Source organism: Streptococcus dentapri (genome assembly GCF_042649885.1).
GTDB classification, from domain to species: domain Bacteria; phylum Bacillota; class Bacilli; order Lactobacillales; family Streptococcaceae; genus Streptococcus; species Streptococcus dentapri.
In genome coordinates this window covers 1-23,834 of record NZ_JBHSAC010000056.1, presented here as the reverse complement: position 1 = coordinate 23,834, position 23,834 = coordinate 1, and the positions used below count along the sequence as shown (strand labels likewise).

The 23,834-nt window shown below is 38.1% G+C and carries 21 protein-coding genes and 1 pseudogene; 19 read left to right on the top strand and 3 right to left on the bottom strand.

Annotated elements, in window-relative coordinates:
• Positions 1-8 precede the first annotated feature (8 nt).
• Both trpS and guaB read left to right on the top strand, forming a co-directional pair.
• Entirely contained in the window at positions 9-1,031 is a 1,023-nt protein-coding gene (trpS, locus tag ACFOSE_RS06905) for a tryptophan--tRNA ligase (protein WP_380431949.1), read from the top strand.
• A gap of 158 nt (positions 1,032-1,189) precedes the next feature.
• Positions 1,190-2,671 (top strand): IMP dehydrogenase, encoded by a 1,482-nt coding sequence (gene guaB / locus ACFOSE_RS06900; RefSeq protein ID WP_380431947.1) that lies wholly within the window; start codon positions 1,190-1,192, stop codon positions 2,669-2,671.
• Positions 2,672-2,722: 51 nt separating this feature from the next.
• Here the strand turns inward: guaB and ACFOSE_RS06895 are convergent, their stop codons facing one another.
• From ACFOSE_RS06895 to yaaA, 3 genes are all read right to left on the bottom strand, one after another.
• Positions 2,723-2,896, bottom strand: coding sequence for an IS3 family transposase (locus ACFOSE_RS06895; RefSeq protein ID WP_380431946.1), 174 nt, complete (start codon positions 2,894-2,896; stop codon positions 2,723-2,725).
• A gap of 482 nt (positions 2,897-3,378) precedes the next feature.
• Positions 3,379-4,470, bottom strand: coding sequence for a DNA replication/repair protein RecF (gene recF / locus ACFOSE_RS06890; protein ID WP_380431944.1), 1,092 nt, complete (start codon positions 4,468-4,470; stop codon positions 3,379-3,381).
• Between the two features lies 1 nt (position 4,471).
• Positions 4,472-4,837 (bottom strand): S4 domain-containing protein YaaA, encoded by a 366-nt coding sequence (gene yaaA, locus ACFOSE_RS06885; protein WP_380431942.1) that lies wholly within the window; start codon positions 4,835-4,837, stop codon positions 4,472-4,474.
• A gap of 79 nt (positions 4,838-4,916) precedes the next feature.
• Between yaaA and yfmF the strand changes: the two genes are divergently transcribed.
• The 17 genes and pseudogenes from yfmF to rpsD all read left to right on the top strand — a co-directional run bounded on the left by yfmF (position 4,917) and on the right by rpsD (position 23,727).
• Positions 4,917-6,164 carry an EF-P 5-aminopentanol modification-associated protein YfmF gene (yfmF, locus tag ACFOSE_RS06880; protein WP_380431941.1) on the top strand — a complete coding sequence of 416 codons (1,248 nt, stop codon included), beginning with the start codon at positions 4,917-4,919 and terminating at the stop codon, positions 6,162-6,164.
• A 2-nt stretch (positions 6,165-6,166) separates the two neighbouring features.
• A complete protein-coding gene (gene yfmH / locus ACFOSE_RS06875) occupies positions 6,167-7,441 on the top strand; it encodes an EF-P 5-aminopentanol modification-associated protein YfmH (RefSeq protein WP_380431940.1) in 1,275 nt (424 codons plus the stop codon).
• A gap of 63 nt (positions 7,442-7,504) precedes the next feature.
• Entirely contained in the window at positions 7,505-8,377 is an 873-nt protein-coding gene (locus ACFOSE_RS06870; protein ID WP_380431939.1) for a helix-turn-helix domain-containing protein, read from the top strand.
• Between the two features lie 13 nt (positions 8,378-8,390).
• Positions 8,391-8,933, top strand: a complete 543-nt coding sequence (gene pgsA / locus ACFOSE_RS06865; protein ID WP_380431937.1) for a CDP-diacylglycerol--glycerol-3-phosphate 3-phosphatidyltransferase — start codon at positions 8,391-8,393, stop codon at positions 8,931-8,933.
• Between the two features lie 3 nt (positions 8,934-8,936).
• Positions 8,937-9,773, top strand: a complete 837-nt coding sequence (locus ACFOSE_RS06860) for an energy-coupling factor ABC transporter ATP-binding protein (RefSeq protein ID WP_380431935.1) — start codon at positions 8,937-8,939, stop codon at positions 9,771-9,773.
• Entirely contained in the window at positions 9,749-10,588 is an 840-nt protein-coding gene (locus ACFOSE_RS06855; RefSeq protein WP_380431934.1) for an energy-coupling factor transporter ATPase, read from the top strand. Before ACFOSE_RS06860 ends, ACFOSE_RS06855 begins: the two co-directional genes overlap by 25 nt.
• On the top strand, positions 10,581-11,378 hold the full coding sequence (locus ACFOSE_RS06850) for an energy-coupling factor transporter transmembrane component T family protein (RefSeq protein WP_380431933.1): 798 nt from the start codon (positions 10,581-10,583) through the stop codon (positions 11,376-11,378). The genes ACFOSE_RS06855 and ACFOSE_RS06850 overlap by 8 nt, the downstream gene beginning before the upstream one ends.
• Positions 11,379-11,504: 126 nt before the next feature.
• Entirely contained in the window at positions 11,505-12,467 is a 963-nt protein-coding gene (gene apf, locus ACFOSE_RS06845) for an aggregation-promoting factor (protein WP_380431931.1), read from the top strand.
• A 540-nt stretch (positions 12,468-13,007) separates the two neighbouring features.
• Positions 13,008-13,268 (top strand): annotated as a pseudogene (locus ACFOSE_RS06840) (transglycosylase SLT domain-containing protein); the annotation flags it as partial.
• A 139-nt stretch (positions 13,269-13,407) separates the two neighbouring features.
• A complete protein-coding gene (locus tag ACFOSE_RS06835; protein WP_380431929.1) occupies positions 13,408-15,120 on the top strand; it encodes a hypothetical protein in 1,713 nt (570 codons plus the stop codon).
• A 202-nt stretch (positions 15,121-15,322) separates the two neighbouring features.
• On the top strand, positions 15,323-16,444 hold the full coding sequence (gene mnmA, locus ACFOSE_RS06830; RefSeq protein WP_380431927.1) for a tRNA 2-thiouridine(34) synthase MnmA: 1,122 nt from the start codon (positions 15,323-15,325) through the stop codon (positions 16,442-16,444).
• Between the two features lie 230 nt (positions 16,445-16,674).
• A complete protein-coding gene (gene mnmG, locus ACFOSE_RS06825; RefSeq protein ID WP_380431925.1) occupies positions 16,675-18,573 on the top strand; it encodes a tRNA uridine-5-carboxymethylaminomethyl(34) synthesis enzyme MnmG in 1,899 nt (632 codons plus the stop codon).
• An 80-nt stretch (positions 18,574-18,653) separates the two neighbouring features.
• On the top strand, positions 18,654-20,621 hold the full coding sequence (locus ACFOSE_RS06820) for a DHH family phosphoesterase (RefSeq protein ID WP_380431924.1): 1,968 nt from the start codon (positions 18,654-18,656) through the stop codon (positions 20,619-20,621).
• A gap of 1 nt (position 20,622) precedes the next feature.
• A complete protein-coding gene (gene rplI / locus ACFOSE_RS06815) occupies positions 20,623-21,075 on the top strand; it encodes a 50S ribosomal protein L9 (RefSeq protein WP_380431922.1) in 453 nt (150 codons plus the stop codon).
• Positions 21,076-21,113: 38 nt separating this feature from the next.
• On the top strand, positions 21,114-22,475 hold the full coding sequence (gene dnaB, locus ACFOSE_RS06810; RefSeq protein ID WP_380431920.1) for a replicative DNA helicase: 1,362 nt from the start codon (positions 21,114-21,116) through the stop codon (positions 22,473-22,475).
• 6 nt (positions 22,476-22,481) lie between these two features.
• Positions 22,482-22,754 carry a Veg family protein gene (locus ACFOSE_RS06805; protein ID WP_380431919.1) on the top strand — a complete coding sequence of 91 codons (273 nt, stop codon included), beginning with the start codon at positions 22,482-22,484 and terminating at the stop codon, positions 22,752-22,754.
• 361 nt (positions 22,755-23,115) lie between these two features.
• On the top strand, positions 23,116-23,727 hold the full coding sequence (gene rpsD / locus ACFOSE_RS06800) for a 30S ribosomal protein S4 (RefSeq protein ID WP_380431917.1): 612 nt from the start codon (positions 23,116-23,118) through the stop codon (positions 23,725-23,727).
• Positions 23,728-23,834 lie beyond the last annotated feature (107 nt).

The window sequence follows — 23,834 nt, the reverse complement described above, 5'->3', positions numbered from 1 at the left end:
GTAAACTTATGACAAAACCTATTATTTTGACAGGAGATCGTCCAACAGGGAAACTCCACATTGGTCATTATGTTGGAAGTCTACAAAATCGGGTGCGTTTACAAAATGAAGATAAATATAAAATGTTTGTCTTTCTGGCTGATCAGCAAGCTTTGACTGACCACGCTAAAGATCCAGCTACCATTGTGGAGTCCGTCGGTAATGTGGCATTGGACTATCTATCGGCAGGACTTGATCCTGAAAAATCAACAATTTTTATTCAGAGTCAGATTCCTGAATTGGCTGAGTTGTCAATGTATTACATGAACTTGGTTTCTCTAGCACGTTTGGAACGCAATCCTACTGTTAAGACAGAAATTGCACAAAAAGGTTTTGGTGAGTCCATTCCAGCTGGCTTTTTGGTTTATCCAATTGCTCAAGCAGCTGACATTACAGCTTTCAAGGCCAATCTGGTCCCTGTAGGAAATGATCAAAAACCCATGATTGAACAAACACGTGAAATTGTACGTAGTTTCAATCATGCTTATAATACGGATGTTTTAGTGGAACCTGAAGGTCTCTATCCGGATAGAGAGGAAGCAGGTCGTCTCCCAGGTCTAGATGGAAACGCGAAAATGTCCAAATCTTTGGGGAATGGGATCTATCTTGCTGATGATGCAGATACCCTACAAAAAAAAGTCATGAGCATGTATACTGACCCTAATCATATTAAACTTGAAGATCCAGGCCAAATTGAAGGAAACATGGTCTTCCATTATCTGGATGTTTTTGGTAAGGAAGAAGATAAGGCTGAAATCCAAGCGATGAAAGAACATTATCAGCGTGGTGGCTTGGGTGATGTTAAGACCAAACGTTATCTCTTAGAGATCCTTGAGCGTGAGTTGGGGCCTATTCGTGAACGTCGTTTAGAATTTGCTAAAGATATGGGACAGGTCTATCAAATGTTGGAAAAAGGTAGTCAAGCAGCGCAACAGGTTGCTGCTACAACCTTGGATGAAGTTAAATCAGCCATGGGAATTAACTATTTTTAATAATAAAACGGATTAGTGTATAATGACACCAATCCGTTTTATTATTGGTGAAATTTTAAGTAATATTTTATTGACAAAAATTTTTTGCGTGATATGATAATATACTAATAACATGAGCTTTATAAGCTAAATACTTTATAGAAAAGAGGATGGATTTAATGTCAAATTGGGACACTAAATTTTTAAAAAAAGGCTACACTTTCGATGATGTTTTGCTTATTCCAGCAGAAAGTCATGTACTTCCAAATGAAGTAAACATGCAAACCAAACTTGCTAAGAATTTGACATTAAACATCCCTATTATTACTGCAGCTATGGACACTGTCACCGAAAGTGGTATGGCTATTGCAATGGCACGTGCTGGTGGCCTAGGTGTTATCCATAAAAATATGTCGGTTGTAGCGCAGGCAGAAGAAGTACGTAAGGTAAAACGTTCAGAAAATGGTGTTATCATTGATCCTTTCTTTTTAACACCTGAACATACAGTCAAGGAAGCAGATGAATTGATGGGACGTTATCGCATTTCAGGTGTGCCGGTTGTAGAAACTCTCGAAAATCGTAAGTTGGTCGGGATTCTCACCAATCGAGATATGCGTTTCATTTCAGATTACAGTCAACCAATCAAGACCTATATGACTAGTGAAAATCTTGTCACAGCACCTGTTGGGACAGATTTAAAAACGGCTGAAAGTATCCTACAAGAGCACCGTATTGAAAAGCTACCGTTAGTTGATGGTGCTGGTTGTTTATCAGGTCTTATCACTATTAAGGATATTGAGAAAGTTATCGAATTTCCTAATGCTGCCAAAGATGAGTTTGGTCGTCTTTTAGTAGCAGCAGCGGTTGGGGTGACTTCCGATACGTTTGAGCGTGCAGCTGCCCTTTTTGAGGCTGGTGCTGATGCTATTGTTATTGATACAGCTCACGGACACTCAGCTGGTGTTCTTCGTAAGATTGCTGAAATTCGTTCAACTTTCCCTGATAAGACCTTAATTGCAGGTAATATTGCGACTGCAGAAGGTGCGCGTGCTCTCTATGATGCAGGTGTAGATGTCGTTAAAGTTGGTATCGGACCGGGATCAATCTGTACAACACGTGTTGTAGCCGGTGTTGGTGTTCCTCAAATTACAGCTGTCTATGATGCAGCTGGTGTTGCTCGTGAATATGGAAAAACTATTATTGCAGATGGTGGAATTAAATATTCGGGTGACATTGTAAAAGCTCTTGCTGCTGGTGGAGATGCGGTAATGCTTGGTTCTATGTTGGCAGGTACCGACGAAGCTCCTGGAGAAACCGAAATTTTCCAAGGTCGTAAATTCAAAACTTATCGTGGTATGGGATCTGTTGCAGCTATGAAGAAAGGGTCAAGCGACCGTTATTTCCAAGGATCTGTCAATGAGGCTAACAAATTGGTTCCAGAGGGGATTGAAGGTCGTGTAGCTTATAAAGGAACTGCCTCTGATATTGTTTTCCAATTGGTTGGAGGTATCAAGTCAGGTATGGGCTATACTGGAGCTGAAAACATTGATGCTCTTCACAATAAATCTCAGTTCATTGAAATGTCTGGAGCTGGTTTAATTGAAAGCCATCCTCATGATGTTCAAATTACTAATGAGGCTCCAAACTATTCTGTGCAATAATAAAGAAAAATTAGATTTTGTACTCCCCTTTAAAACGTTGGACAGACAATATTAATGAAAGGATTTAGTCCTGTATTGGACAGGGCTAAGTCTTTTTTGTTTTAATACATGTGTTATTGTAACAAAAAAATAATCTGTAATAGCTTGTTCCAGCTCATCAAGTGTTTTGTAAGCCTTGTCGCAGCCATAGAATATCTCGAATTTGAGTATATCATCCCATCCCATTATTGGCTATTCCCCTAGAACTTTTAGATTGTAAAAACTGATGATAAGAATGACACTGATATACTGTCAGTCTTGGTCGCAGTTAAGAATAGTGTTCTGATAGTCTTCCGATGGAAAATCCTTTTCAAGCATGTTCTTTACCTGCAAAAGATTAGGCGAGTGAGACAAGGCAAAGTCAATAATCTCACCGGTGTACCCTCAAAAATTGGCGACAGATAGAGTTTCTCCTGACAGTTGGTAGGGCAAATTCAGCGATGTCTGTATAGCACTTCTCATAAGATTTAGATCTTTCAAGCTGGTGTTTGTTCAGCTTATCAGCCCTTCAGGTTAACAGCATCTTTACAAAAAACACCCCAAAAGTTAGACTTTTTTCTATCTAACTTTTGGGGCTAATTCATTTGAAGTCTAGCTTTAAAAAAAGAAATTATCTTTACAACCTTGTCAATCCATCAAAACCTATAAAGTAAAAAAGTCAGTAAAATTTATTGGCTCTTTAACTTTCCCTGTTCTATTGTAAAAATTTTTAAGTTGTCAGGAAATTGATACAGGTGGTCTAAACTTGTTGTTGTAATAAAGGTTTGGATATTTTCCTTAATTCCTTCTAACAATCGAAGTTGACGATGATTGTCAAGTTCGCTCATAACATCGTCAAGGAGGAGGATGGGGTAATCTCCTGTTGCAGTTTTTATTAACTCGATTTCTGCTAATTTCAAGGACAGAATGAGACTGCGCTGCTGTCCTTGGCTCCCAAAAGTAGCATTCATATCATTGATAAAAAAAGCAAGGTCATCACGATGAGGACCAACACCAGTATTCTTTTTTAACCTATCACGATTAAAACTTTTAGCCAACTGTTCTAAAAAATTCTGCTTGATGGTATTTCTGTCCTGAAATTTGATGGATGATAGATAAGTAATTTTGAGGTTTTCTAGCTGATTAGAAATCGTATGATGGTGTTTGTCAGCATTTTTTTCAAGATCTTGAATAAATTGACTGCGATGTTCAATAACTCGACTACCATAGTCAGCTAATTGTTCATCAATGACAGCTAGATAATTTTTATCAATAGTTTCAGTCGATTTTAGATAAGCGTTTCGTTGCTTAAGAACATGATTGTAATTGGATAAATCTGATAGATAGACCGGTTTTATTTGTCCTAAATCAATATCTAAAAATTTACGCCGTAGACTTGGTGCACCTTTTACTAACTGCAAATCCTCTGGAGCGAACAAAACAACTGTCATATGTCCAATATAGTCAGATAGTTTAGTTTGTTTGAGATAATTAACTTTAGTGATGCGCCCTTTATCAGATAGAATAATTTCAAGAGGAATTTTTCCACTGCTACGTTTCAATTCCCCAGCGACTCTCAGCTCACTTGCCTGAAAATTAATCAGTTCCTTGTCAGAGCGGGTTCTGTGGCTTCGTGTCAGGGCTAAGAAATAAATAGCTTCAAGAAAATTAGTTTTTCCCTGAGCATTTTGACCAAGAAAAACATTAAGACCGTTAGAAAATTCAGCTGACAATTCAGAATAATTTCTAAAGTTTTTTAATGAAATTGATTCTAACCACATCTTAAGTACCTGGGAATTTAACGGGAGGACGTTTGCCTGTTCTACCTTTAGCTTGTTTCTCTTTTTTATTATTTTGACTGAGTTTTTTAACCATGGCAGTTACTCGTTTTTTTTCAACTTCTTCTTGAACATGAAGTTTGAGTTCATCTGAACTTGGTGCGACAAGAATAATACTTATATCTTGTTTAGGGAGTTCAATTTGATCTCCAAGGCGAAGTTTTTTTCCGCGACGCTTTTCATCCTGACCGTTAAAGAGTACAGTATTCTCGGATAAGAATGCTTTCACAGCACCTCCACTTTGGATAATACGTAAATCTTTTAGTAAAGCTTGCAGAGTAATAAAGTCTTCAAAGAGTTTGTATTCCATAGTTTCCTCAACTTTCTAATGAGAATATTATAGCATAAAATGATATAATTTAAGCCAATAACTAATTAGAGGACCTTCCATGAAAATTGTTGATGGTGTCAACCTACATGTCATAAAAACGGCCAAATTTAAAACCAATCATATCACCTTACGTTTTACTGGTAATCAAAGTAAGGAAACAGTTGCCAAGCGCGTTTTAACTGCACAGATGTTAGCTACTGCTAACGCAGACTATCCCACCCATAGACTATTTCAGCAAAAGTTAGCCAGCCTTTATGGAACAAGGTTGTCAACCAAGGTGTCAACCAAGGGTAAAGCTCATCTTGTTGATATCGACATTGACTTCCTTAGGGATGATTTTACACTAAAAGAAGAAAATCTTTTAGAAGAAGTTTTTGATATTCTTTACGGTATTCTTTACAGACCTTTGATTTCCTTAGAGCAGTTTCAGTCAAAAACTTTTGATATTGAAAAGGCTAATTTATTATCCTATCTAAAAGTAGATGAGGAAGACTCTTTTTATTATAGTGGATTGAAACTTCACAGTCTCTATCATCAAGATGAGGATTTACAGATTTCTGAGTATGCTGAAATAAAGTTGATTGAAAAAGAAAATTCTTATACAGCTTACCAAGAATTCCAAAAGATGCTTAAAGAAGATCAAATTGATATCTTTGTTTTAGGAGATATTGATGGCTATTCTGTGATAGAGCAACTTAATCACTTTCCTTTTGAAAAGAGGCAGGTTTACAAGTTTGTCAATCACCAACAAAATATTGTCAATATTGTTAAAGAAGAAATTGAGCATCGTCAAAATAGTCAATCAGTATTGCAAATTGCCTATCATCTACCAATAGCAAACTATCAACGAGATCTTTGTCTCGCTCAACTCTTAAATGGTATGTTGGGATGTTTTGGTCATTCCCGCCTTTTTACGGAAGTCAGAGAAAAGGCGGGCTTAGCTTATACAATTTCAAGCGAATTAGATAGATACACAGGTTTACTACAGATTTACGCAGGGATAGATAAATCTAATAGAGAAAAAACACTACACTTAATCAACAAACAGTGGCATGATTTCAAGTTGGGGCGTTTTTCGAGTCAGTTGATGAATCAAACAAAGCAACTTTTAATCAGCAATGCACAGTTAGTTCAGGATTGTCCTAAAGTTTTGATAGAGAGACTTTATAATAGTAAGGTCATTCAGAGAAAGTCGTTTAAGCTAGAAGACTGGATTAAAACGATAGATAGCCTCACTAAATCAGATATTATTTGCCTAGCTAAAGCCAGCCGTTTACAAGCTGTTTATTTTTTAGAAGGGGAGTAATTATGCTCAATGAAATAGAATATTGTCATCTAAATGAATGTTTGTATTCCACTACTCTTCAAAATGGATTAAAGATTTACCTACTACCTAAGCCGGATTTTAAAGAAATGTCAGCTTTACTTGAAGTTGAGTTTGGTTCTATTGACACTATCTTTACAGATAATCAGGAGGTAGTGAAAGATCCTCCTTCAGGAATTGCTCATTTTTTAGAGCATAAATTATTTGAGATGTCTGATGGACAGGATGCTGTTTTAAAATTTTCAAGCTACTCAGCAGATGTTAATGCTTTTACTGGCTTTGAAAAAACAGCTTTTTATTTTTCTAGTCTGGGTGGGAACAAAGAAGCATTAGATCTACTTCAATGTTTTGTTATGTCTGCTGACTTTAACCATGAGTCCATTATGCGTGAGAAAAAAATTATCGCTCAAGAACTTGACATGTATCTTGACGATCCTGACTACCGACTTTACAATGAGATTTTGAAAAATTTGTATCCAAATACTAAGTTATCTGATGATGTTGCTGGAGATCAGGATAGTCTATCACGAATCACTTCAAAACAGCTATATGACAACCACCAGTATTATTATAAAACCAATAATATGACTCTTTTTCTTGTTGGAGATTTCAATGTTGAGGAAGTCCTGATACAAATAGAAAAATCGCAAACTGGGTTTACAAAAAAATTGACAAAGGTTTACAAAAATGACCTGAAATTAACCAAAGTTGTCAAGCGAAAATCCCTCAATTTTGATGTTGTTCAACCAAAATTGGCATTGGGTTTTCGCCTACCAAGTTTTAAAGGACAGTCATTATTGAGGCAAAAGATTTGTCTTCGCCTCTTTTTATCACTGCTTTTCGGTTGGACAAGTCGGCGTTATCAGAAATGGTATGATCGGCAGTTGATCGATGATTCTTTTGGTATAGAAGTAGAAGTATCCAGACGCTTTCAATTTGTCATTCTAAGTATGGATTCTCAGCAGCCTATAAAGTTGGCTAACCAAGTTAGACAGGTTTTAAAAGATTTTACTAAGTCGACAGATTTTACATCAGAACATTTGGAGCTTTTGAAGCGCGAGCTTTATGGGGATTTCATAAGGAGTTTAGATTCTATTGAAGACCTCATTTTTCAATTAGCTTCTTATCAATCCGATAATGAATCCTACCTTGATTTCCCTAAAATATTAGAGGGGATTACTTTAGAGACCATTCAAAAAGTTGGTCAAACTTTTATCGAACAGATGGAAACTTCTGAATTTACGATATTTCCAAATTAGTTATAATTTAAATCTGAAATCTGTTATAATAGAGGTTGAATTATTGTCTTAGAGGTATTAAAAATGAAGAAAAAGAGCATTGGTGAGTACTTGCGTGATACTCGCCTTGCTAAGGGATTGACAGTCGAACATATTGCTGATGAATTAGACATTCCTTTACAGTATATAACGGTTATGGAACTTAACCAATTCCGCTTTGCCAGGGAAGGCAAAATTAATACCTACTTAGAAAGCTATGGCAATTTTCTTGGTTTGGATAGTGACCTCCTACTAGAAGGTTATAAAAACCCAAATTTTGAAATTGAAGTGGGAGAAGTTGAAGAAGATGAGAGTGCTGATGAATCATCTTCTGAAGAAAAAGAAAGAAAATCTGATAAAGCAAAAATTAAGCGTAAAAAGTGGTCTCGTTCAGATCGTTTCGATCATAATGAAGTTCCCAGTCGTCTTCCTTTGGCTATTCTATCTTTATTAAGTATAGGCATTATTGGTATTATCGGATTTATCATTTACATCCAAATAACTGATGAAAATAAGGTTGCTGCACTTCCTAGCTCATCATTAAGTCAAAGGCAAGTCAATCCTAATTCTTCAGGGTCTTCCTCATCAAATGAATCTAAACTAACGACCAAGGCTAATGGCTCTAATATGAGTGTTAAACTTTCTGATGACAATAATAGTGAGACCGTTGTTGAAATTTCACAAACATCAGAGCTAGAAAACATGATATCTGTGACAAACTCTAATTTAGATAAGAAAGGCTATACCTTGAATGGTTCAAGTCAATCTGTTACAGCAACTTTAAACTCTGAGGCAGATATTTCTGTTATTACCCTGAGCACTACTAATGACATGACAGTTAAGATTAACGGTGAAAATGTAGATCTCTCGGGTTTAAACAGGGATAAGCCGGCCTATATTACGCTATCTATTAAATAAAAGGAACAAAATTATGACTAAAAAAGAAAATATTCCTAATTTATTGACCCTTATTCGTATTGTGATGATTCCTGTTTTTCTACTTCTAACCTCTATTAGTAAGGAACCTATTTGGCATATTGCGGCTGCAGTCGTGTTCGCTATTGCTAGCTTTACAGATTATCTTGATGGCTATTTGGCACGTAAATGGCAGGTTGTCACTAATTTTGGAAAGTTTGCTGATCCTTTGGCTGATAAAATGTTAGTTATGTCAGCTTTTATCATGATTGTCGGAATGGAATTGGCACCGGCATGGGTATCGGCTATCATCATTTGTCGTGAATTGGCTGTCACTGGCTTACGGTTGCTTTTAGTGGAAAATGGTGGTCAGGTTTTGGCAGCGGCTATGCCCGGTAAGATTAAAACAGTAACACAGATGCTAACAATTATTCTTTTGTTGTGTCATTTAACTTTATTTGGTACAATCATGCTTTATATCGCTCTATTCTTTACTCTTTACTCCGGCTTTGATTATTTTAAAGGGGCTGGCTATCTCTTTAAAGATACATTTCAATAAGTTATGGAAGCAATTATTTTTGTTGATAAATTAAAATTTAGATACGATCAAGAAGACAATTATATTCTAAACGATGTAACGTTTCACGTGAAACATGGTGAATGGTTATCCATTGTTGGTCACAATGGATCGGGCAAATCAACTCTGGTTCGCTTGATAGATGGTCTATTGAAAGCTGAGTCTGGCCACATCTTGATAGACGGTCAGGAATTGACTGAAAATAATGTTTGGGATATGCGCCGCAAAGTTGGCATGGTTTTTCAAAATCCCGATAATCAATTCGTTGGAGCCACAGTTGAAGATGATGTTGCTTTCGGACTTGAAAATAATGGTCTTCCTTATGAAGAAATGAAGCAACGGGTTCAGGAAACTTTAGACTTGGTCAGTATGTCAGAATTTGCTAATCGGGAGCCAGCTCGTTTGTCTGGCGGTCAAAAGCAGCGAGTAGCTATTGCTGGTATTATTGCAATGAGACCGGAAGTTATCATCTTAGATGAGGCTACCAGTATGCTGGATCCCGAGGGTCGATTAGAATTGATGAAAACTATTAAGGAGGTTCGCAACCAGTATAACTTGACAGTTATTTCGATTACCCATGACCTTGATGAGGTTGCTATGAGTGATCGGGTTTTGGTTATGAAGTCGGGTAAGGTAGAGTCTAGTTCAAGTCCAGCTGAATTTTTAGGCAGAGGAGAAGATTTAAAGCATTTGGGTATGGACATTCCTTTTACCTCACAAGTTCTAAAGAGATTACAAAAAACAGATTTCGCAATTTCCAAAAGGTATGTCAGTGAAAACGAATTAGGAGATGAGTTATGGGCGTTACTCTCGAAAAAGTGAGCTTTACCTACCAAGCGGGAACGCCATTTGAAGGGCGTGCTCTTTTTGATATTAGTTTAACGATAGAGGATGGTTCTTATACAGCCTTTATAGGACATACCGGTAGCGGCAAATCGACTATTATGCAGCTGCTCAATGGCCTCATTCTACCTAGTGAAGGACGTGTCCTAGTAGATGATCTCGCTATCAGATCAGACTCCAAAAATAAGGATATTAAATCCGTCAGACAGAAGATAGGGTTAGTATTTCAATTTCCAGAAAGTCAATTATTTGATGAAACAGTTCTAAAAGATGTGGCTTTTGGCCCACAAAATTTTGGTGTTTCTAAGGAAGAGGCTGAAAAGATTGCTTGTGCCAGTTTAAAACAAGTTGGTATTTCTGAGGAATTGTTTGATAAGAACCCGTTTGATTTATCGGGAGGTCAGATGCGGCGCGTAGCTATTGCAGGTATTTTGGCTATGAAACCTCAAATCTTAGTTTTAGATGAACCGACAGCTGGTTTGGATCCTAAAGGACGCCGTGAACTGATGGAACTTTTTGCTTCCCTTCATCAACAAGGACAAACTATTGTACTTGTAACGCACATAATGGATGATGTGGCTAATTATGCTGATTTTGTTTATGTTCTTGAAAAGGGACATTTGGTAGAGTCAGGTCTTCCCAAAGATGTTTTTCAAAGGGTTGATTTTTTAGAAAATAAACAATTAGGCGTGCCCAAGATTACTAAGTTTGCCTATAATCTTGTTAAGCGTGGCTTAGAGTTGGAATCCCTCCCCATCACAATAGAAGAGTTTGTGGAGGAACTGCATGGATAAACTAATTTTGGGGCGCTATATTCCAGGGAGTTCAATCATTCATCGGCTGGATCCTCGTAGTAAGCTCATAGCGATGTTTTCTTTCATAGTCATCGTCTTTTGGGCCAATAATTTGCTGACCAATACCATCATGGCAGTTTTTACCTTGACAGTGATTCTTTTATCAAAAGTAAAACTATCCTTCTTTTTAAATGGTCTCAAATCCATGTTTGGGATTATCCTGTTCACAACGGCTTTTCAAATGTTCTTTAACCATAAAGGTGATATTTTGTGGTCCTTTAGTTTTTTTAAAATTACGGATTATGGTTTAGGACAGGCAGGACTCATTTTTATGCGCTTTGTCTTAATCATTTGTATTTCAACCTTGCTAACTTTAACGACTACACCTCTTAGTTTGGCGGATGCCGTAGAATCTTTATTGAAGCCCCTCAGGCCCCTCAAAGTTCCTGTCCATGAAATCGGATTGATGCTTTCTCTAAGTTTACGTTTTGTGCCAACTTTAATGGATGATACAACCCGTATTATGAAAGCCCAGCAAGCGCGTGGAGTTGATTTTGGAGAAGGTAGTCTCGTTCAAAAAGTGAAATCAATCATTCCCATTCTAATTCCACTTTTTGCTTCTAGTTTTAAACGAGCTGATGCTCTAGCAATCGCTATGGAAGCACGTGGTTATCAAGGTGGAGATGGACGAACCAAGTATCGTCGTTTGGCTTGGGGACTTCAAGACAATATAACCATATTAATTTTAATCCTGCTAGGATTAGTCTTGTTTTTCTTTAAAGCACCTTAAAGAGAGGGTTTTCTTTATTAATATTAAAAATGTCTGTAATATTTTTAATATAAGACCAAACTTAAAGTAACAAAAAGAGTGTAAAATATACAACATACTATTTCTAGAAGGGAAATATAACTATTTATGTCTACTAAATCAATTTTAAAAAATAAATTGAACTCAAAGAAATTAGCATTCGCAGGTCTGTCGGCTGTAGCTGCGTTTGGAGCAACAGCTGCTGCTCATGCTGAAACATATACGATCAAATCAGGGGATACCTTATCAGAAATCGCGGCTAGTTACAACACTACTGTTGAAAGTTTGGTTAAATTGAATAACATCACTAATCCTGATTTTATCTTGTCTGGTCAAACCTTGGAAATTGATGGTATTGCTACTCAAGAACAAGCTCAGCCAGCACCTCAAGCTGAAGCTCCATCAGCAAATTCCGAAACTACTGAAGTTCCAGTAGAGGAAGTTAGTGATGCATCAACTGTAAGTGAAGCACCAGTTCCAGAAGCAACGGAATATGCTGAAGCAACAAGCGAAATTCCGGCAGAAGTTACAGCTCCTATAACGAGTGAAGCCCCTCAAGAGGTGGTAGAAGCCCCAGTTGAAGTTGTAGAAGAACAGGCAGCTCCGGAAATAACAAATGAAGTAACTGAATCTCCAGTTGAAGAAACTGATCAAACTGTAACTTCTGAAACAGGAGAAGAACAATCTGTAGCTGATGCTAATACTGTTGTAGCTGAAGATACAGCAACAAGCGAAGCTACTTCAGAAACTCCGGCTCCAGAAGCGCAAACAACAAGTGAGGCTCCAGCACAAGATACAACTGCTGAAACAGTTCCAGCAGCATCAGGTTATTCTTCTAACTTGAGTGCAGATGATTCAGCTGCTAAAGAAGCTATAGCTCAAAAAGAGTCAGGTGGTAGCTATACTGCTGAAAACGGTCAATACTATGGTCGTTATCAGTTGACCAGAGATTATTTGAATAACGATTTATCTGAAGAAAACCAAGAGAGAGTGGCTGATGAGTATGTAAATGGGCGTTATGGTTCATGGTCGGCTGCACTAGCTTATTGGGAAGCTAATGGTTGGTACTAATTCTTAAGAATAATATTATAATATAAGATGGTAAAAAGCTCTAAATTAGAAATTTAGAGCTTTTTGCGTGAAATAACATTGTTTTGTAATAATTTTAATATGAAAATAATTTATTAGTAATGAAACTACGGTAGAATGAGATAAAACTTTAAGATATAAAGTATAAAGGAGTCTCGAATGTATAAGAGAAAAGTAGACAAAACATCTGATAGATTAGTAATCTTTACGATTTTGACTACCTTAACTGTTTTAGTTTTTGGTTTTATTTCTGAACACAGTAAAAATTCAAAATCTGACTCATCTTTTGCAGATGAATTATCTTCAACTACTGATAGTAATAAAGCAGCTGCTCCTGCTCAAGCTGCTGAAGCACCAGCTTCAACTGCGACTGCCCCAACAGAAACGGCTGAACCGCAAGAAGTTATTCAAGCAGAAATAACAGAAGCAGTGGTCGCTCCGACAACAGGGACTATCGAACCAACGACTTCAGCTACGACAACTGCAAACACTGTAACAGCGAATGGTGGCTATAATCACGCGCTTACTAATGGCAACTCGGCTGGAGCAGTTGGTTCTAGTGCAGCTGCTCAAATGGCAGCTGCGACTGGTGTAGATCAGGCGACATGGGAATACATTATTGCACGCGAATCAAATGGGAATCCAAATGTTGCCAATGGATCAGGAGCTTCAGGCTTGTTCCAAACTATGCCAGGCTGGGGTTCAACAGCTACTGTTCAAGATCAAGTGAATTCAGCTATCAATGCCTACAATGCACAAGGAATGTCGGCTTGGGGTATGTAAAAAAATGAGTGAGAAGGACCTTTATATGAGGTCTTTTTCTTGTTCTAACTCCCTTTAAAAAGAGGCTGTTTGTTGTTATTGGTTTTTTTAAATGCTATACTAAAGTATCTGTAAAAAAAAGGATATTTGATTTGCAAAAATGAAAAAAGAGACTTACCAGTTATTTAAGCCCTTATTATTTATTGTTCTATTTTCCTTTCTTTTGATTTTCCCTCAATGGGTTACTAAGGGAGTGATTTTTGGAGCAGATTCTATTTTCCATTACAATCGCTTTTATGAAGCGGCCATGCAGATTAAGAATTGGAATTATTCATATTTCATTTCGATTTATGGTTTTCAGCAATCTGGGCGGATTGTTAATGCGGTTTATGGTCCCTTTTTTGCTTATTTTCAAGGTCTTTTAGTACTCCTAGGACGATCATGGTTTGGCTATCAGTTGCTATCTAGGTTCGTTTTAGGTGTTATTGCTGGCTTGTCCATGTATAAACTTTTAAAGGCGGCTAAAATCAAAGATGAAATTTCTATTCCTATAGCCCTATTATATTTAACCACTTTTTCGATTCAATATTGGACCATGAGACAAGGCTTTACAAGTTGGGGTGCAGCCTTTCTGCCTTATTGCTTTATACCAGCTATTCGGTTTACCTTCTATAAAGAAGTGCATCCCATCCAACTAGCTGTTTCTGTAGCTCTCATTTTTCAAGTTCACTTGCTGAGTACCTTGTTCTTGATTATCATGTATATTCCCTTCTTTGTTTATGGATTTTTCCAAACCCAAAAGAAGCTAAAAGTCATCGGTCAGGGGCTATTATCGGTTGGTCTGGCCTTGCTTTTAACAGCTAATGTTTGGCTGGCTCTGCTTTTTTTACGAATGGAAAATCGACTTTTAGATCCTTTTATCAATGGTCTAATGGATAATAACGCCATCAATACAGGTTCTTCTTATTGGATTATAACCCCTTATCCACTGGTCTTATTTCTAATTGGTCAAATTATTTATCTAGTTGTTCGCTGGCGGAATATGGCTAAATGGAAGAGAATTTTACATTCTGTCTATTTGCTTTTTATCATGCTTTCAACGACACTTGTTCCGTGGAAATGGATGGTTGATCGTGGGATCAAGTTTGCTGAGCTCATCCAATTTCCTTTCCGTTTTTTTATTCCAGCAACCATTCTTTTACTCTTGATCGGGGCCATGACTCTCAATCGTTTTGTCAAGTGGCGTAAACTTAGTTGTTGGATATTGACAATTTTTGCCCTTATTGGAGCGATCCAAGCCTCTGTTGATACTTATCAGCAAGCTAAAATTGCAGAGAAGCACCATTATGTTCTAAGATCTAGTTTACACGTCCATACAGCAGGAACCTATCAAGAACAGCGCCAAGCGGTCTTTGATAGTAACTTAGACTTACTATTACAAAAGATTAGAAAATCTACCCCCGATTATGTACCAGTTTACAATAGTATCAAGGGATATAACACTTATAATTTGTATGCAGAGAAGGTTATTTTTAAAGAAGGGTTTACAAAGGTTGTCAACAATGATGGTAGCCTTAGTCTGACTTGGGATTCTGATGGAGGACAAACCGAGCTACCGGTTGTTGTCTATAAAAAGACTAAGCTGATCCTCAATCAACAAGTACTGAAAAATTATGAATTGAAGCTGTCTACCTTTGGCAATCCAACAGTTACCAGCAAACAAGGTGTCAATAAATTGACAATTAGCTTTACAGTCCCAGTTTACTTTACGTTTGCCCTTTGGGTTACTATTTTAACTTGGCTTGGTTTAGTCCTTTATTGGCTTTATTATAGGATAAAAGGCTACGATTTCCAAGTTTTGCATTCTGAATGAAACATGTTATAATCATTTACAGTGTCGGTTTTGCCGGCGCTGTTTTTCAATGTCGACCTTCAAATCGTTTATTGAAAACTGTAACTAGACCCTTCAAGTCTATGTTAAAGCTATTTAACTTGAACACAGGGCTCAAGAGTGGGAAAAATTCTCATTTTCTTTTCTATGCCCTTTGTATCTTAATTTGATGGGAGATTTATCTATGATTGATAATTCTAAAACCCGTGTTGTCGTTGGTATGAGTGGTGGCGTTGATTCATCGGTAACGGCTTTACTGTTAAAACAGCAAGGTTATGATGTTATTGGCGTTTTCATGAAAAACTGGGATGATACGGATGAATTTGGTGTCTGTACAGCAACTGAAGATTATAAAGATGTCGCAGCTGTTGCTGATCAGATTGGTATTGCCTATTATTCTGTCAACTTTGAAAAAGAGTATTGGGACCGTGTCTTTGAATATTTCTTAGCAGAATACAGAGCCGGTCGAACTCCTAATCCGGATGTTATGTGTAACAAGGAAATTAAATTTAAAGCTTTCCTCGATTATGCAATGAGCTTAGGTGCGGATTATGTGGCAACTGGTCACTATGCTCAGGTGCGAAGAGATAAATATGGAACAGTTCACATGCTGCGTGGTCAGGATAATAATAAGGATCAAACCTACTTTTTAAGTCAGCTGTCTCAGGAACAGTTGCAAAAGACTCTCTTTCCTCTGGGTCACTTAGAGAAGTCAGAAGTTCGTAAATTGGCCGAAGATGCAGGATTGGCAACAGCTAAGAAAAAAGATTCTACAGGTATTTGCTTCATTGGTGAAAAGAATTTTAAAGAATTTCTCGGTAATTATCTACCAGCCCAGCCAGGTCGTATGGTGACTGTAGATGGCCATGATATGGGAGAGCATGCAGGTTTGATGTATTACACTATCGGACAGCGAGGTGGCCTAGGTATCGGTGGTCAAAAAGGTGGAGACAATGCTCCTTGGTTTGTTGTTGGTAAGGATTTATCTAAGAATATTCTTTATGTGGGGCAGGGTTTCCACCACGACTCTTTGATGTCAACGTCTTTACAGGCTTCAATGGTCCATTTTACATATGAAATGCCGCCAGAATTCACTCTTGAGTGTACTGCCAAGTTTCGTTATCGTCAACCTGATAGTAAAGTAATTGTCAAGGTGACTGGTGATAAAGCGGAAGTTGTTTTTGATCACCCTCAGCGTGCAATCACTCCAGGGCAGGCTGTTGTCTTTTATAAAGGCGATGAGTGCTTGGGTGGTGGCATCATTGATAATGCTTATAAAAATGGGGAAGTCTGTCAATATATTTAGATTGACAACGGTGTCAAGATAGTTTACAAACGTATTTTTGACTTTAAATGTAAAAGTGATACAATATTTTTAGCAATAATCATGATGGTCAAAGCTCATGAGAATTGTGCGCTTTTGGCGTATAATTTTCGAGAGTTTTGGCTATTTTTGTTTTTATTAAAATGGAAGGAATAAATAAGGGATAAAAAATAGTTGTTATAATTCTATTTAAAAGCCCTTATGCTCTATTTATGACACAAACATTTATTGAAAATTATGATGTTATCATTATTGGAGCTGGGCATGCTGGTGTTGAAGCGGCCCTAGCTGCCAGTCGTATGGGATGTAAGACTTTGCTTGCTACTATCAATCTTGAAATGCTAGCTTTCATGCCCTGCAATCCGTCTATTGGAGGCTCTGCTAAGGGAATTGTTGTTCGTGAAATTGATGCTCTTGGTGGTGAAATGGGGAAAAATATCGACAAAACCTATATTCAGATGAAGATGCTAAATACAGGGAAAGGTCCAGCGGTACGTGCTCTAAGAGCTCAAGCTGATAAAGCTCTTTATGCTCAAACCATGAAACGCACTGTTGAGGAGCAGGAAAATTTGACGCTACGCCAAACCATGATTGATGATATTTTAGTAGAGAAAGGTCGTGTTGTCGGTGTGCAGACGGCAACAGGACTGAAATATGGAGCTCATGCTGTTGTTGTGACAACGGGTACAGCTCTACGCGGTGAAATTATTCTTGGAGATCTTAAATATTCATCAGGTCCCAATAACAGCTTAGCTTCGATTACTTTGGCAGATAATCTGAAAAAATTAGGATTGGAAATTGGGCGCTTTAAAACAGGAACCCCACCGCGTGTTAAAGCTTCCACAATTAATTATGATGAAACTGAGATTCAACCTGGTGATTCAACACCCAATCATTTTTCATTTTTATCTAAAGATGAGAACTACCTTCGAGATCAGATTCCTTGTTGGTTGACCTATACTAACCAGTCTAGCCATGACATCATCAATAAAAATCTTCATCGTGCTCCTATGTTCTCTGGTGTTGTCAAGGGTGTAGGACCGCGTTATTGTCCTTCTATTGAAGATAAGATTGTCCGCTTTGAGGATAAAAATCGTCATCAGCTTTTCTTAGAACCGGAGGGACTCCATACAGAAGAGGTCTATATACAAGGTTTATCTACCAGTCTGCCTGAGGATGTGCAAAGAGATCTTGTTCATTCAATCAAAGGTCTAGAAAAGGCTGAAATGATGCGAACAGGTTACGCTATTGAATATGATATTGTTCTTCCCCATCAATTGCGTGCAACCTTGGAAACCAAAGTCATTTCAGGTCTATTTACCGCTGGTCAGACCAACGGGACATCGGGTTATGAAGAAGCTGCTGGCCAGGGGATTGTTGCTGGTATCAATGCCGCATTGAAACTTCAAGGGAAACCAGAGCTTATTTTGAAGCGTAGCGATGCTTATATTGGAGTTATGATTGATGACTTGGTTACTAAAGGAACCTTGGAACCTTATCGCTTGTTGACTTCACGTGCTGAATATCGCTTGATTTTAAGACATGATAATGCCGATATGCGTTTGACAGAAATTGGTCGTCGAGTGGGCTTGGTTGATGATAATCGTTATCGAGTTTTTAATATAAAAAAAGCACAATTTGACAATGAAATAAAGCGTCTGTCAACTGTTAAACTCAAGCCAGTTAAAGAGACTAATGAACAAGTTGTAGCCATGGGCTTTAAGCCCTTGAGTGATGCCGTAACCGCTAAGGACTTCCTACGTCGTCCAGAGGTTAAATATGCAGATCTTGTGTCCTTCATTGGTCCTGCTGCAGAGAATTTAGATGATAAACTCATTGAACTTTTAGAGACAGAGATTAAGTACGAAGGCTATATTAACAAAGCTCTGGATCAGGTATCTAAAATGAAACGCATGGAAGAAAAACGCATCCCTGCCCATATTGACTGGGATGACATTGACTCGATTGCAACCGAAGCTCGTCAGAAGTTCAAAAAAATTAATCCTGAAACAATTGGTCAAGCTAGCCGAATTTCGGGAGTAAACCCTGCTGATATTTCTATTTTGATGGTCTATTTGGAAGGGAATCAAAAAGCCAGTCGAAAGTCTTAAAAGACCTTAGCATCACCTCAAAAGAAGCCTAGGATTTTAGGTTTCTTTGTGATATAATAGGGAAATTAAGAGGTTTAATAATGAGAAAAATTCGTTTAGAGACAATCCATCTCGTGATGATTGGCTTGATTTTCTTTGGGATCCTAGCTATTTGTGTAAGGACTATGAGCTCGCAAACACTCTTGCTTTTAGCAATTTTTATTGTATTAGTTGCCATGGTAGCTCTGCTCTATTATCAAAAGCAGGCCTATGAATTATCAGAGTTGGAACAGATTGAGCGCCTCAATGACCAAACAGAGCTAAGTCTAAAGTCTCTTTTAGACAAGATGCCGGTTGGTGTTGTTCAATTTGATCCTGAGACCGATGATATTGGTTGGTTCAATCCTTATGCTGAACTGATTTTTACCAAAGATGAAGGTGAGTTTAACAATGAACTCCTACGCAATATCATTCGTGAACAAAAAGCAGGTTCGGCCAACCATCGTATTCAAATCAATGGACATACTTATGTCATCAATCTTGATTTGTCGGCGGGAATCTTTTACTTTTTTGATTCTTCTAGTAATGAAATTGGATTTGATGAGTCGCTTAATCGTCCAGTAATTGGTATCATTGCTGTTGATAACTACGATGATACGACGACAAATCTATCTGATGCTGATGTTGCTCAAATTAACAGTTTTATTGCTAACTTTATCTCAGAGTTTGCACAGGAACATCAGATTTATTATCGTCGCGTAAGTATGGATCGCTTCTACTTTTTCAGTGACTATAAAATTTTAGCAGCTCTAATTGACGATAAGTTTACAGTCTTAGAAAATTTCCGAAATGCTGCTAAAGAGCAAGAACTCCCTTTAACTTTGAGTATGGGGATTTCTTCTGGCGAGGATAATCATCAACAAATCGGTCAGACAGCCCAACAAAATCTAAACATTGCCTTGATGCGTGGCGGGGACCAAGCGGTTATTAAAGAGACAGATGAACATAAAAAAGCTCTTTACTTTGGTGGTGGTACAGTTTCTTCTGTTAAACGGACCCGCACTCGTACGCGTGCTATGATGACAGCAATTTCCGATCGTATCAAGAGTGCCAATCAAGTTTTTGTTGTGGGACATTGTCATTTAGATATGGATGCCCTTGGTGCAGCTGTTGGGATGCAACATTTTGCTGCTAATATTTTAGAAGCTAGCTATGCGGTCTATGATGACCAAGATATGAATACCGATATTGCGCGTGCTGTTCATCGGTTGCAGGAGGAAGATAAGACTCGCTTAATAACAGTTGATGAAGCCCTTGCTATGTCTGGTGAAAACGATCTTCTAATTATGGTTGATCACTCTAAGACATCTCTGACCCTTTCTAAAAAACTTTACAATAAGTTTACAGAGGTTATCGTGGTTGATCACCATAGACGTGATGACGATTTCCCTGACAAGGCTATTTTGACCTTTATTGAAAGTGGAGCTAGCAGTGCTAGTGAGCTTGTCACCGAGCTTCTTCAATTCCAAAATGGGAAACAGAACCTATCGAAAATTCAAGCTAGTCTGTTGATGGCGGGAATTATGCTTGATACTAAAAACTTCTCAACACGTGTGACGAACCGAACATTTGACGTGGCAAGTTATCTGCGTACTATGGGAAGTGATAGTCTTGAAATTCAAAATATTTCAGCTACGGATTTTAATGAGTATCGTCAGGTTAATGAACTCATCTTAACCGGTTGTCCTTATGCTGGCCAAATGATCATTGCCCAAGGTCCAGAAGACTATTCCTATACTAATATTATTGCTAGTAAGGCTGCTGACACTTTGCTGTCCATGGCCAATACTGAGGCTAGCTTTGTTATCACCAAGAATCCAGATGGCCAAACTGCCATCTCGGCACGCAGTCGCAACAAGATAAACGTTCAGCGCATCATGGAAGAAATGGGCGGTGGAGGTCATTTCAATCTAGCTGCTTGTCAATTAGAGGACAAGACGATTGCAGAAGCTCGTCAAGAGTTAACGTCAATTATTGACCAAATACTTGAGGAAGATAAGGAGAACTAAAATGAAAGTTATTTTTCTAGCAGATGTTAAAGGAAAAGGGAAAAAGGGTGAAATTAAAAAAGTTCCAACAGGATATGCCCAAAATTTCTTGATTAAAAAGAATTTAGCCAAGGAAGCGACTAGTCAAGCTATCAATGCTTTGAAAGGTCAACAAAAATCTGAAAAAAAAGCTGCTGCAGAACTCTTAGCTGCTGCTAAAGCAATTAAAGCACAGCTTGATCAAGAGGGAACACGTGTTGTCTTCACTGAAAAAGTGGGTCCAGATGGCCGTACCTTTGGCTCCATAACAGCAAAGAAAATAGCTGAAGAGCTTCAAAATCAATTTGGAATCAAGGTTGAAAAACGTGCGATCGAATTGGAACATCCTATTCGTGCTATTGGTTTAGTTGAGGTTACAGTCAAACTTCATAAAGAAGTTGAAGGAGAAATTAAGCTCAAAATTGAGGAAGCGTAAGAAAGTTGACAAAATTGTAAAGTAAGGAGGTAACCTTTATGCCAGAAGCTCAGGAATTGCGGGTACAGCCACAGGATCTGGTCGCTGAGCAAGCTACTCTAGGCTCGATATTTATCAGTCCGGACAAGCTGATTTCTGTTCGGGAGTATTTAGAGCCTGAAGATTTTTATAAATATTCGCACAGGGTTATCTTCCAAGCTATGATAACGCTAAATGATCGCAACGATGCTATTGATGCGACTACAGTGCGTGCTGTTTTGGATAGTCAAGATGATCTCCAAAATATTGGTGGTATCGCCTATCTAGTGGAGTTGGTCAACAGCGTACCAACGAGTGCTAATGCTGAATATTATGCAAAAATTGTGGCTGAAAAGGCTATGCTACGTAATATCATTAGCCGTTTGACAGAAACGGTTAATGAAGCTTATGAAGGTTCAGTTGAGTCTGATGATATCATTGCCAATGCTGAAAAAGCTTTAGTCGATATCAATGAACGCGCCAATAGCAGTGGTTTTCGTAAAATTTCAGAGGTTTTGAAAGAAAACTATGAGAACTTGGAAATTCGTTCACAACAGACTTCTGAAATTACTGGTTTACCCACAGGTTTTCGTGATTTAGACAAGATTACAACAGGTCTACATCCCGACCAGCTCGTTATTTTAGCAGCTCGTCCTGCTGTGGGTAAAACGGCTTTTGTCCTCAATATTGCCCAAAATGTCGGAACTAAGCAGAATGCACCGGTAGCTATATTTTCTCTGGAAATGGGAGCAGAAAGCTTGGTGAACCGGATGCTCGCTGCCGAAGGAATGGTTGATTCCCACAATTTACGGACGGGTCAACTGACTGATCAAGACTGGCAAAATCTGACTCTGGCCCAAGGGACCTTGGCCGATGCCCCAATTTATATTGATGATACTCCGGGAATTAAGGTTACTGAAATTCGGGCGCGTTCTCGCAAATTAGCTCAGGAAGTTGGTGATTTAGGCTTGATTGTTATAGACTATTTGCAGTTGATTACAGGTAGTCGTTCAGAGAATCGTCAACAAGAGGTTTCTGAAATTTCCCGTCAACTTAAGATTTTAGCTAAAGAGTTAAAGGTACCTGTTATCGCTCTGAGTCAGCTCTCACGTGGTGTGGAGCAAAGACAAGACAAACGACCTGTCCTCTCAGATATTCGTGAGTCGGGCTCAATCGAACAGGATGCCGATATTGTTGCCTTTCTTTACCGTGATGACTATTATGAACGCGGTGAAAGTGAGGAAAGCCAAGAAGGTTTTGAAAATAACACGATTGAAGTTATTCTTGAAAAAAACCGAGCTGGTGCGCGTGGAACTGTGAAGCTAATTTTTCAAAAAGAATACAATAAGTTCTCATCAATAGCGCAATTTGAAGAAAGGTAGAAAAATATGAGTGATGCATTTGCAGATGTAGCTAAAATGAAAAAAATCAAAGAAGATATTAAAAATCATGAAGGTCAAGAAGTTGAAATGACCTTGGATCATGGCCGTAAACGCGAAAAAATTAAAGTTGGTCGCTTAATTGAGGTTTATCCTTCGCTCTTCATTGTAGAATACAATGAAAACGCCAGTCAACCTGGAGAGATCAACAACACTTATGTTGAGTCTTATACCTATTCAGATATTCTGACTGAAAAGAGTTTGATTCGCTATTTTGATTAACCTGAAGTTTTCTTTCTAGATGATAAAAACGCTCTACATTCCAGTGTTCCCACTAAGTAAAGCGTTTTATTATTTAGAAATTAATTTTGTCATCATTCTTTACATTAACTTGACGGTTTTGTAAAGGTGACTAACAAAAAGATTAGCAGTAGAACTCAACCAGATAGAAAAGGCTTGTCATGCCGATGTTTTTATGATAGAATAGCCCTTGTGTGAAATAGCAGCGGAGCAAAATAAAGCTCGTCAACAGGTGTCTTCGATACAAGTAACCTTGGCTGTTTAGGCGAAGGGCATCTGCACGAATTAGGTTTGTTCAAGAAGTTATTTCCTACAAAATATTTATTTTATAGGAGGACATGATATGTCACGTTATACAGGACCATCATGGAAACAATCACGTCGCCTTGGCTTGTCTCTTACAGGCACAGGTAAAGAATTAGCACGTCGTAACTACGTACCAGGGCAACACGGACCAAACAACCGCAGTAAACTTTCTGAATATGGTTTGCAATTAGCTGAAAAGCAAAAATTGCGTTTCACTTACGGTCTTGGTGAAAAACAATTTCGTAACTTGTTCGTTCAGGCTACTAAAGTTAAAGAAGGAACACTTGGTTACAATTTCATGCTCTTGCTTGAGCGTCGTTTAGACAATGTTGTTTACCGACTCGGTTTGGCTACTACTCGTCGTCAAGCACGTCAGTTTGTTAACCATGGTCACATCCTTGTTGATGGTAAACGTGTAGATATTCCAAGCTACCGTGTAACACCAGGCCAAGTGATCTCTGTTCGTGAAAAATCAGCTAAGGTTCCAGCAATCTTGGAAGCAGTTGAAGCAACTCTTGGACGTCCATCATTTGTATCATTTGATGAAGAAAAACTTGAAGGTTCATTGACTCGCCTTCCAGAACGCGATGAAATTAACCCAGAAATCAATGAAGCGCTTATCGTTGAATTCTACAACAAGATGCTTTAATTTCAATGCTAAATAAAAATCCTCGCCCAGTGGCGAGGATTTCAGACCGAAGACAAACTTCTTTTTGGAGGTTTGTCTTTTTTGGTGTCTCTTATCTTTAAGATGAA

Excerpts from the sequence above, each read along its gene's own strand:
- trpS (WP_380431949.1), top strand. The coding sequence starts at position 9 with ATGACAAAACCTATTATTTTGACAGGAGATCGTCCAACAGGGAAACTC.
- guaB (WP_380431947.1), top strand. The coding sequence starts at position 1,190 with ATGTCAAATTGGGACACTAAATTTTTAAAAAAAGGCTACACTTTCGAT.
- ACFOSE_RS06895 (WP_380431946.1), bottom strand. The coding sequence starts at position 2,896 with ATGGGATGGGATGATATACTCAAATTCGAGATATTCTATGGCTGCGAC.
- recF (WP_380431944.1), bottom strand. The coding sequence starts at position 4,470 with ATGTGGTTAGAATCAATTTCATTAAAAAACTTTAGAAATTATTCTGAA.
- yaaA (WP_380431942.1), bottom strand. The coding sequence starts at position 4,837 with ATGGAATACAAACTCTTTGAAGACTTTATTACTCTGCAAGCTTTACTA.
- yfmF (WP_380431941.1), top strand. The coding sequence starts at position 4,917 with ATGAAAATTGTTGATGGTGTCAACCTACATGTCATAAAAACGGCCAAA.
- yfmH (WP_380431940.1), top strand. The coding sequence starts at position 6,167 with ATGCTCAATGAAATAGAATATTGTCATCTAAATGAATGTTTGTATTCC.
- ACFOSE_RS06870 (WP_380431939.1), top strand. The coding sequence starts at position 7,505 with ATGAAGAAAAAGAGCATTGGTGAGTACTTGCGTGATACTCGCCTTGCT.
- pgsA (WP_380431937.1), top strand. The coding sequence starts at position 8,391 with ATGACTAAAAAAGAAAATATTCCTAATTTATTGACCCTTATTCGTATT.
- ACFOSE_RS06860 (WP_380431935.1), top strand. The coding sequence starts at position 8,937 with ATGGAAGCAATTATTTTTGTTGATAAATTAAAATTTAGATACGATCAA.
- ACFOSE_RS06855 (WP_380431934.1), top strand. The coding sequence starts at position 9,749 with ATGGGCGTTACTCTCGAAAAAGTGAGCTTTACCTACCAAGCGGGAACG.
- ACFOSE_RS06850 (WP_380431933.1), top strand. The coding sequence starts at position 10,581 with ATGGATAAACTAATTTTGGGGCGCTATATTCCAGGGAGTTCAATCATT.
- apf (WP_380431931.1), top strand. The coding sequence starts at position 11,505 with ATGTCTACTAAATCAATTTTAAAAAATAAATTGAACTCAAAGAAATTA.
- ACFOSE_RS06835 (WP_380431929.1), top strand. The coding sequence starts at position 13,408 with ATGAAAAAAGAGACTTACCAGTTATTTAAGCCCTTATTATTTATTGTT.
- mnmA (WP_380431927.1), top strand. The coding sequence starts at position 15,323 with ATGATTGATAATTCTAAAACCCGTGTTGTCGTTGGTATGAGTGGTGGC.
- mnmG (WP_380431925.1), top strand. The coding sequence starts at position 16,675 with ATGACACAAACATTTATTGAAAATTATGATGTTATCATTATTGGAGCT.
- ACFOSE_RS06820 (WP_380431924.1), top strand. The coding sequence starts at position 18,654 with ATGAGAAAAATTCGTTTAGAGACAATCCATCTCGTGATGATTGGCTTG.
- rplI (WP_380431922.1), top strand. The coding sequence starts at position 20,623 with ATGAAAGTTATTTTTCTAGCAGATGTTAAAGGAAAAGGGAAAAAGGGT.
- dnaB (WP_380431920.1), top strand. The coding sequence starts at position 21,114 with ATGCCAGAAGCTCAGGAATTGCGGGTACAGCCACAGGATCTGGTCGCT.
- ACFOSE_RS06805 (WP_380431919.1), top strand. The coding sequence starts at position 22,482 with ATGAGTGATGCATTTGCAGATGTAGCTAAAATGAAAAAAATCAAAGAA.
- rpsD (WP_380431917.1), top strand. The coding sequence starts at position 23,116 with ATGTCACGTTATACAGGACCATCATGGAAACAATCACGTCGCCTTGGC.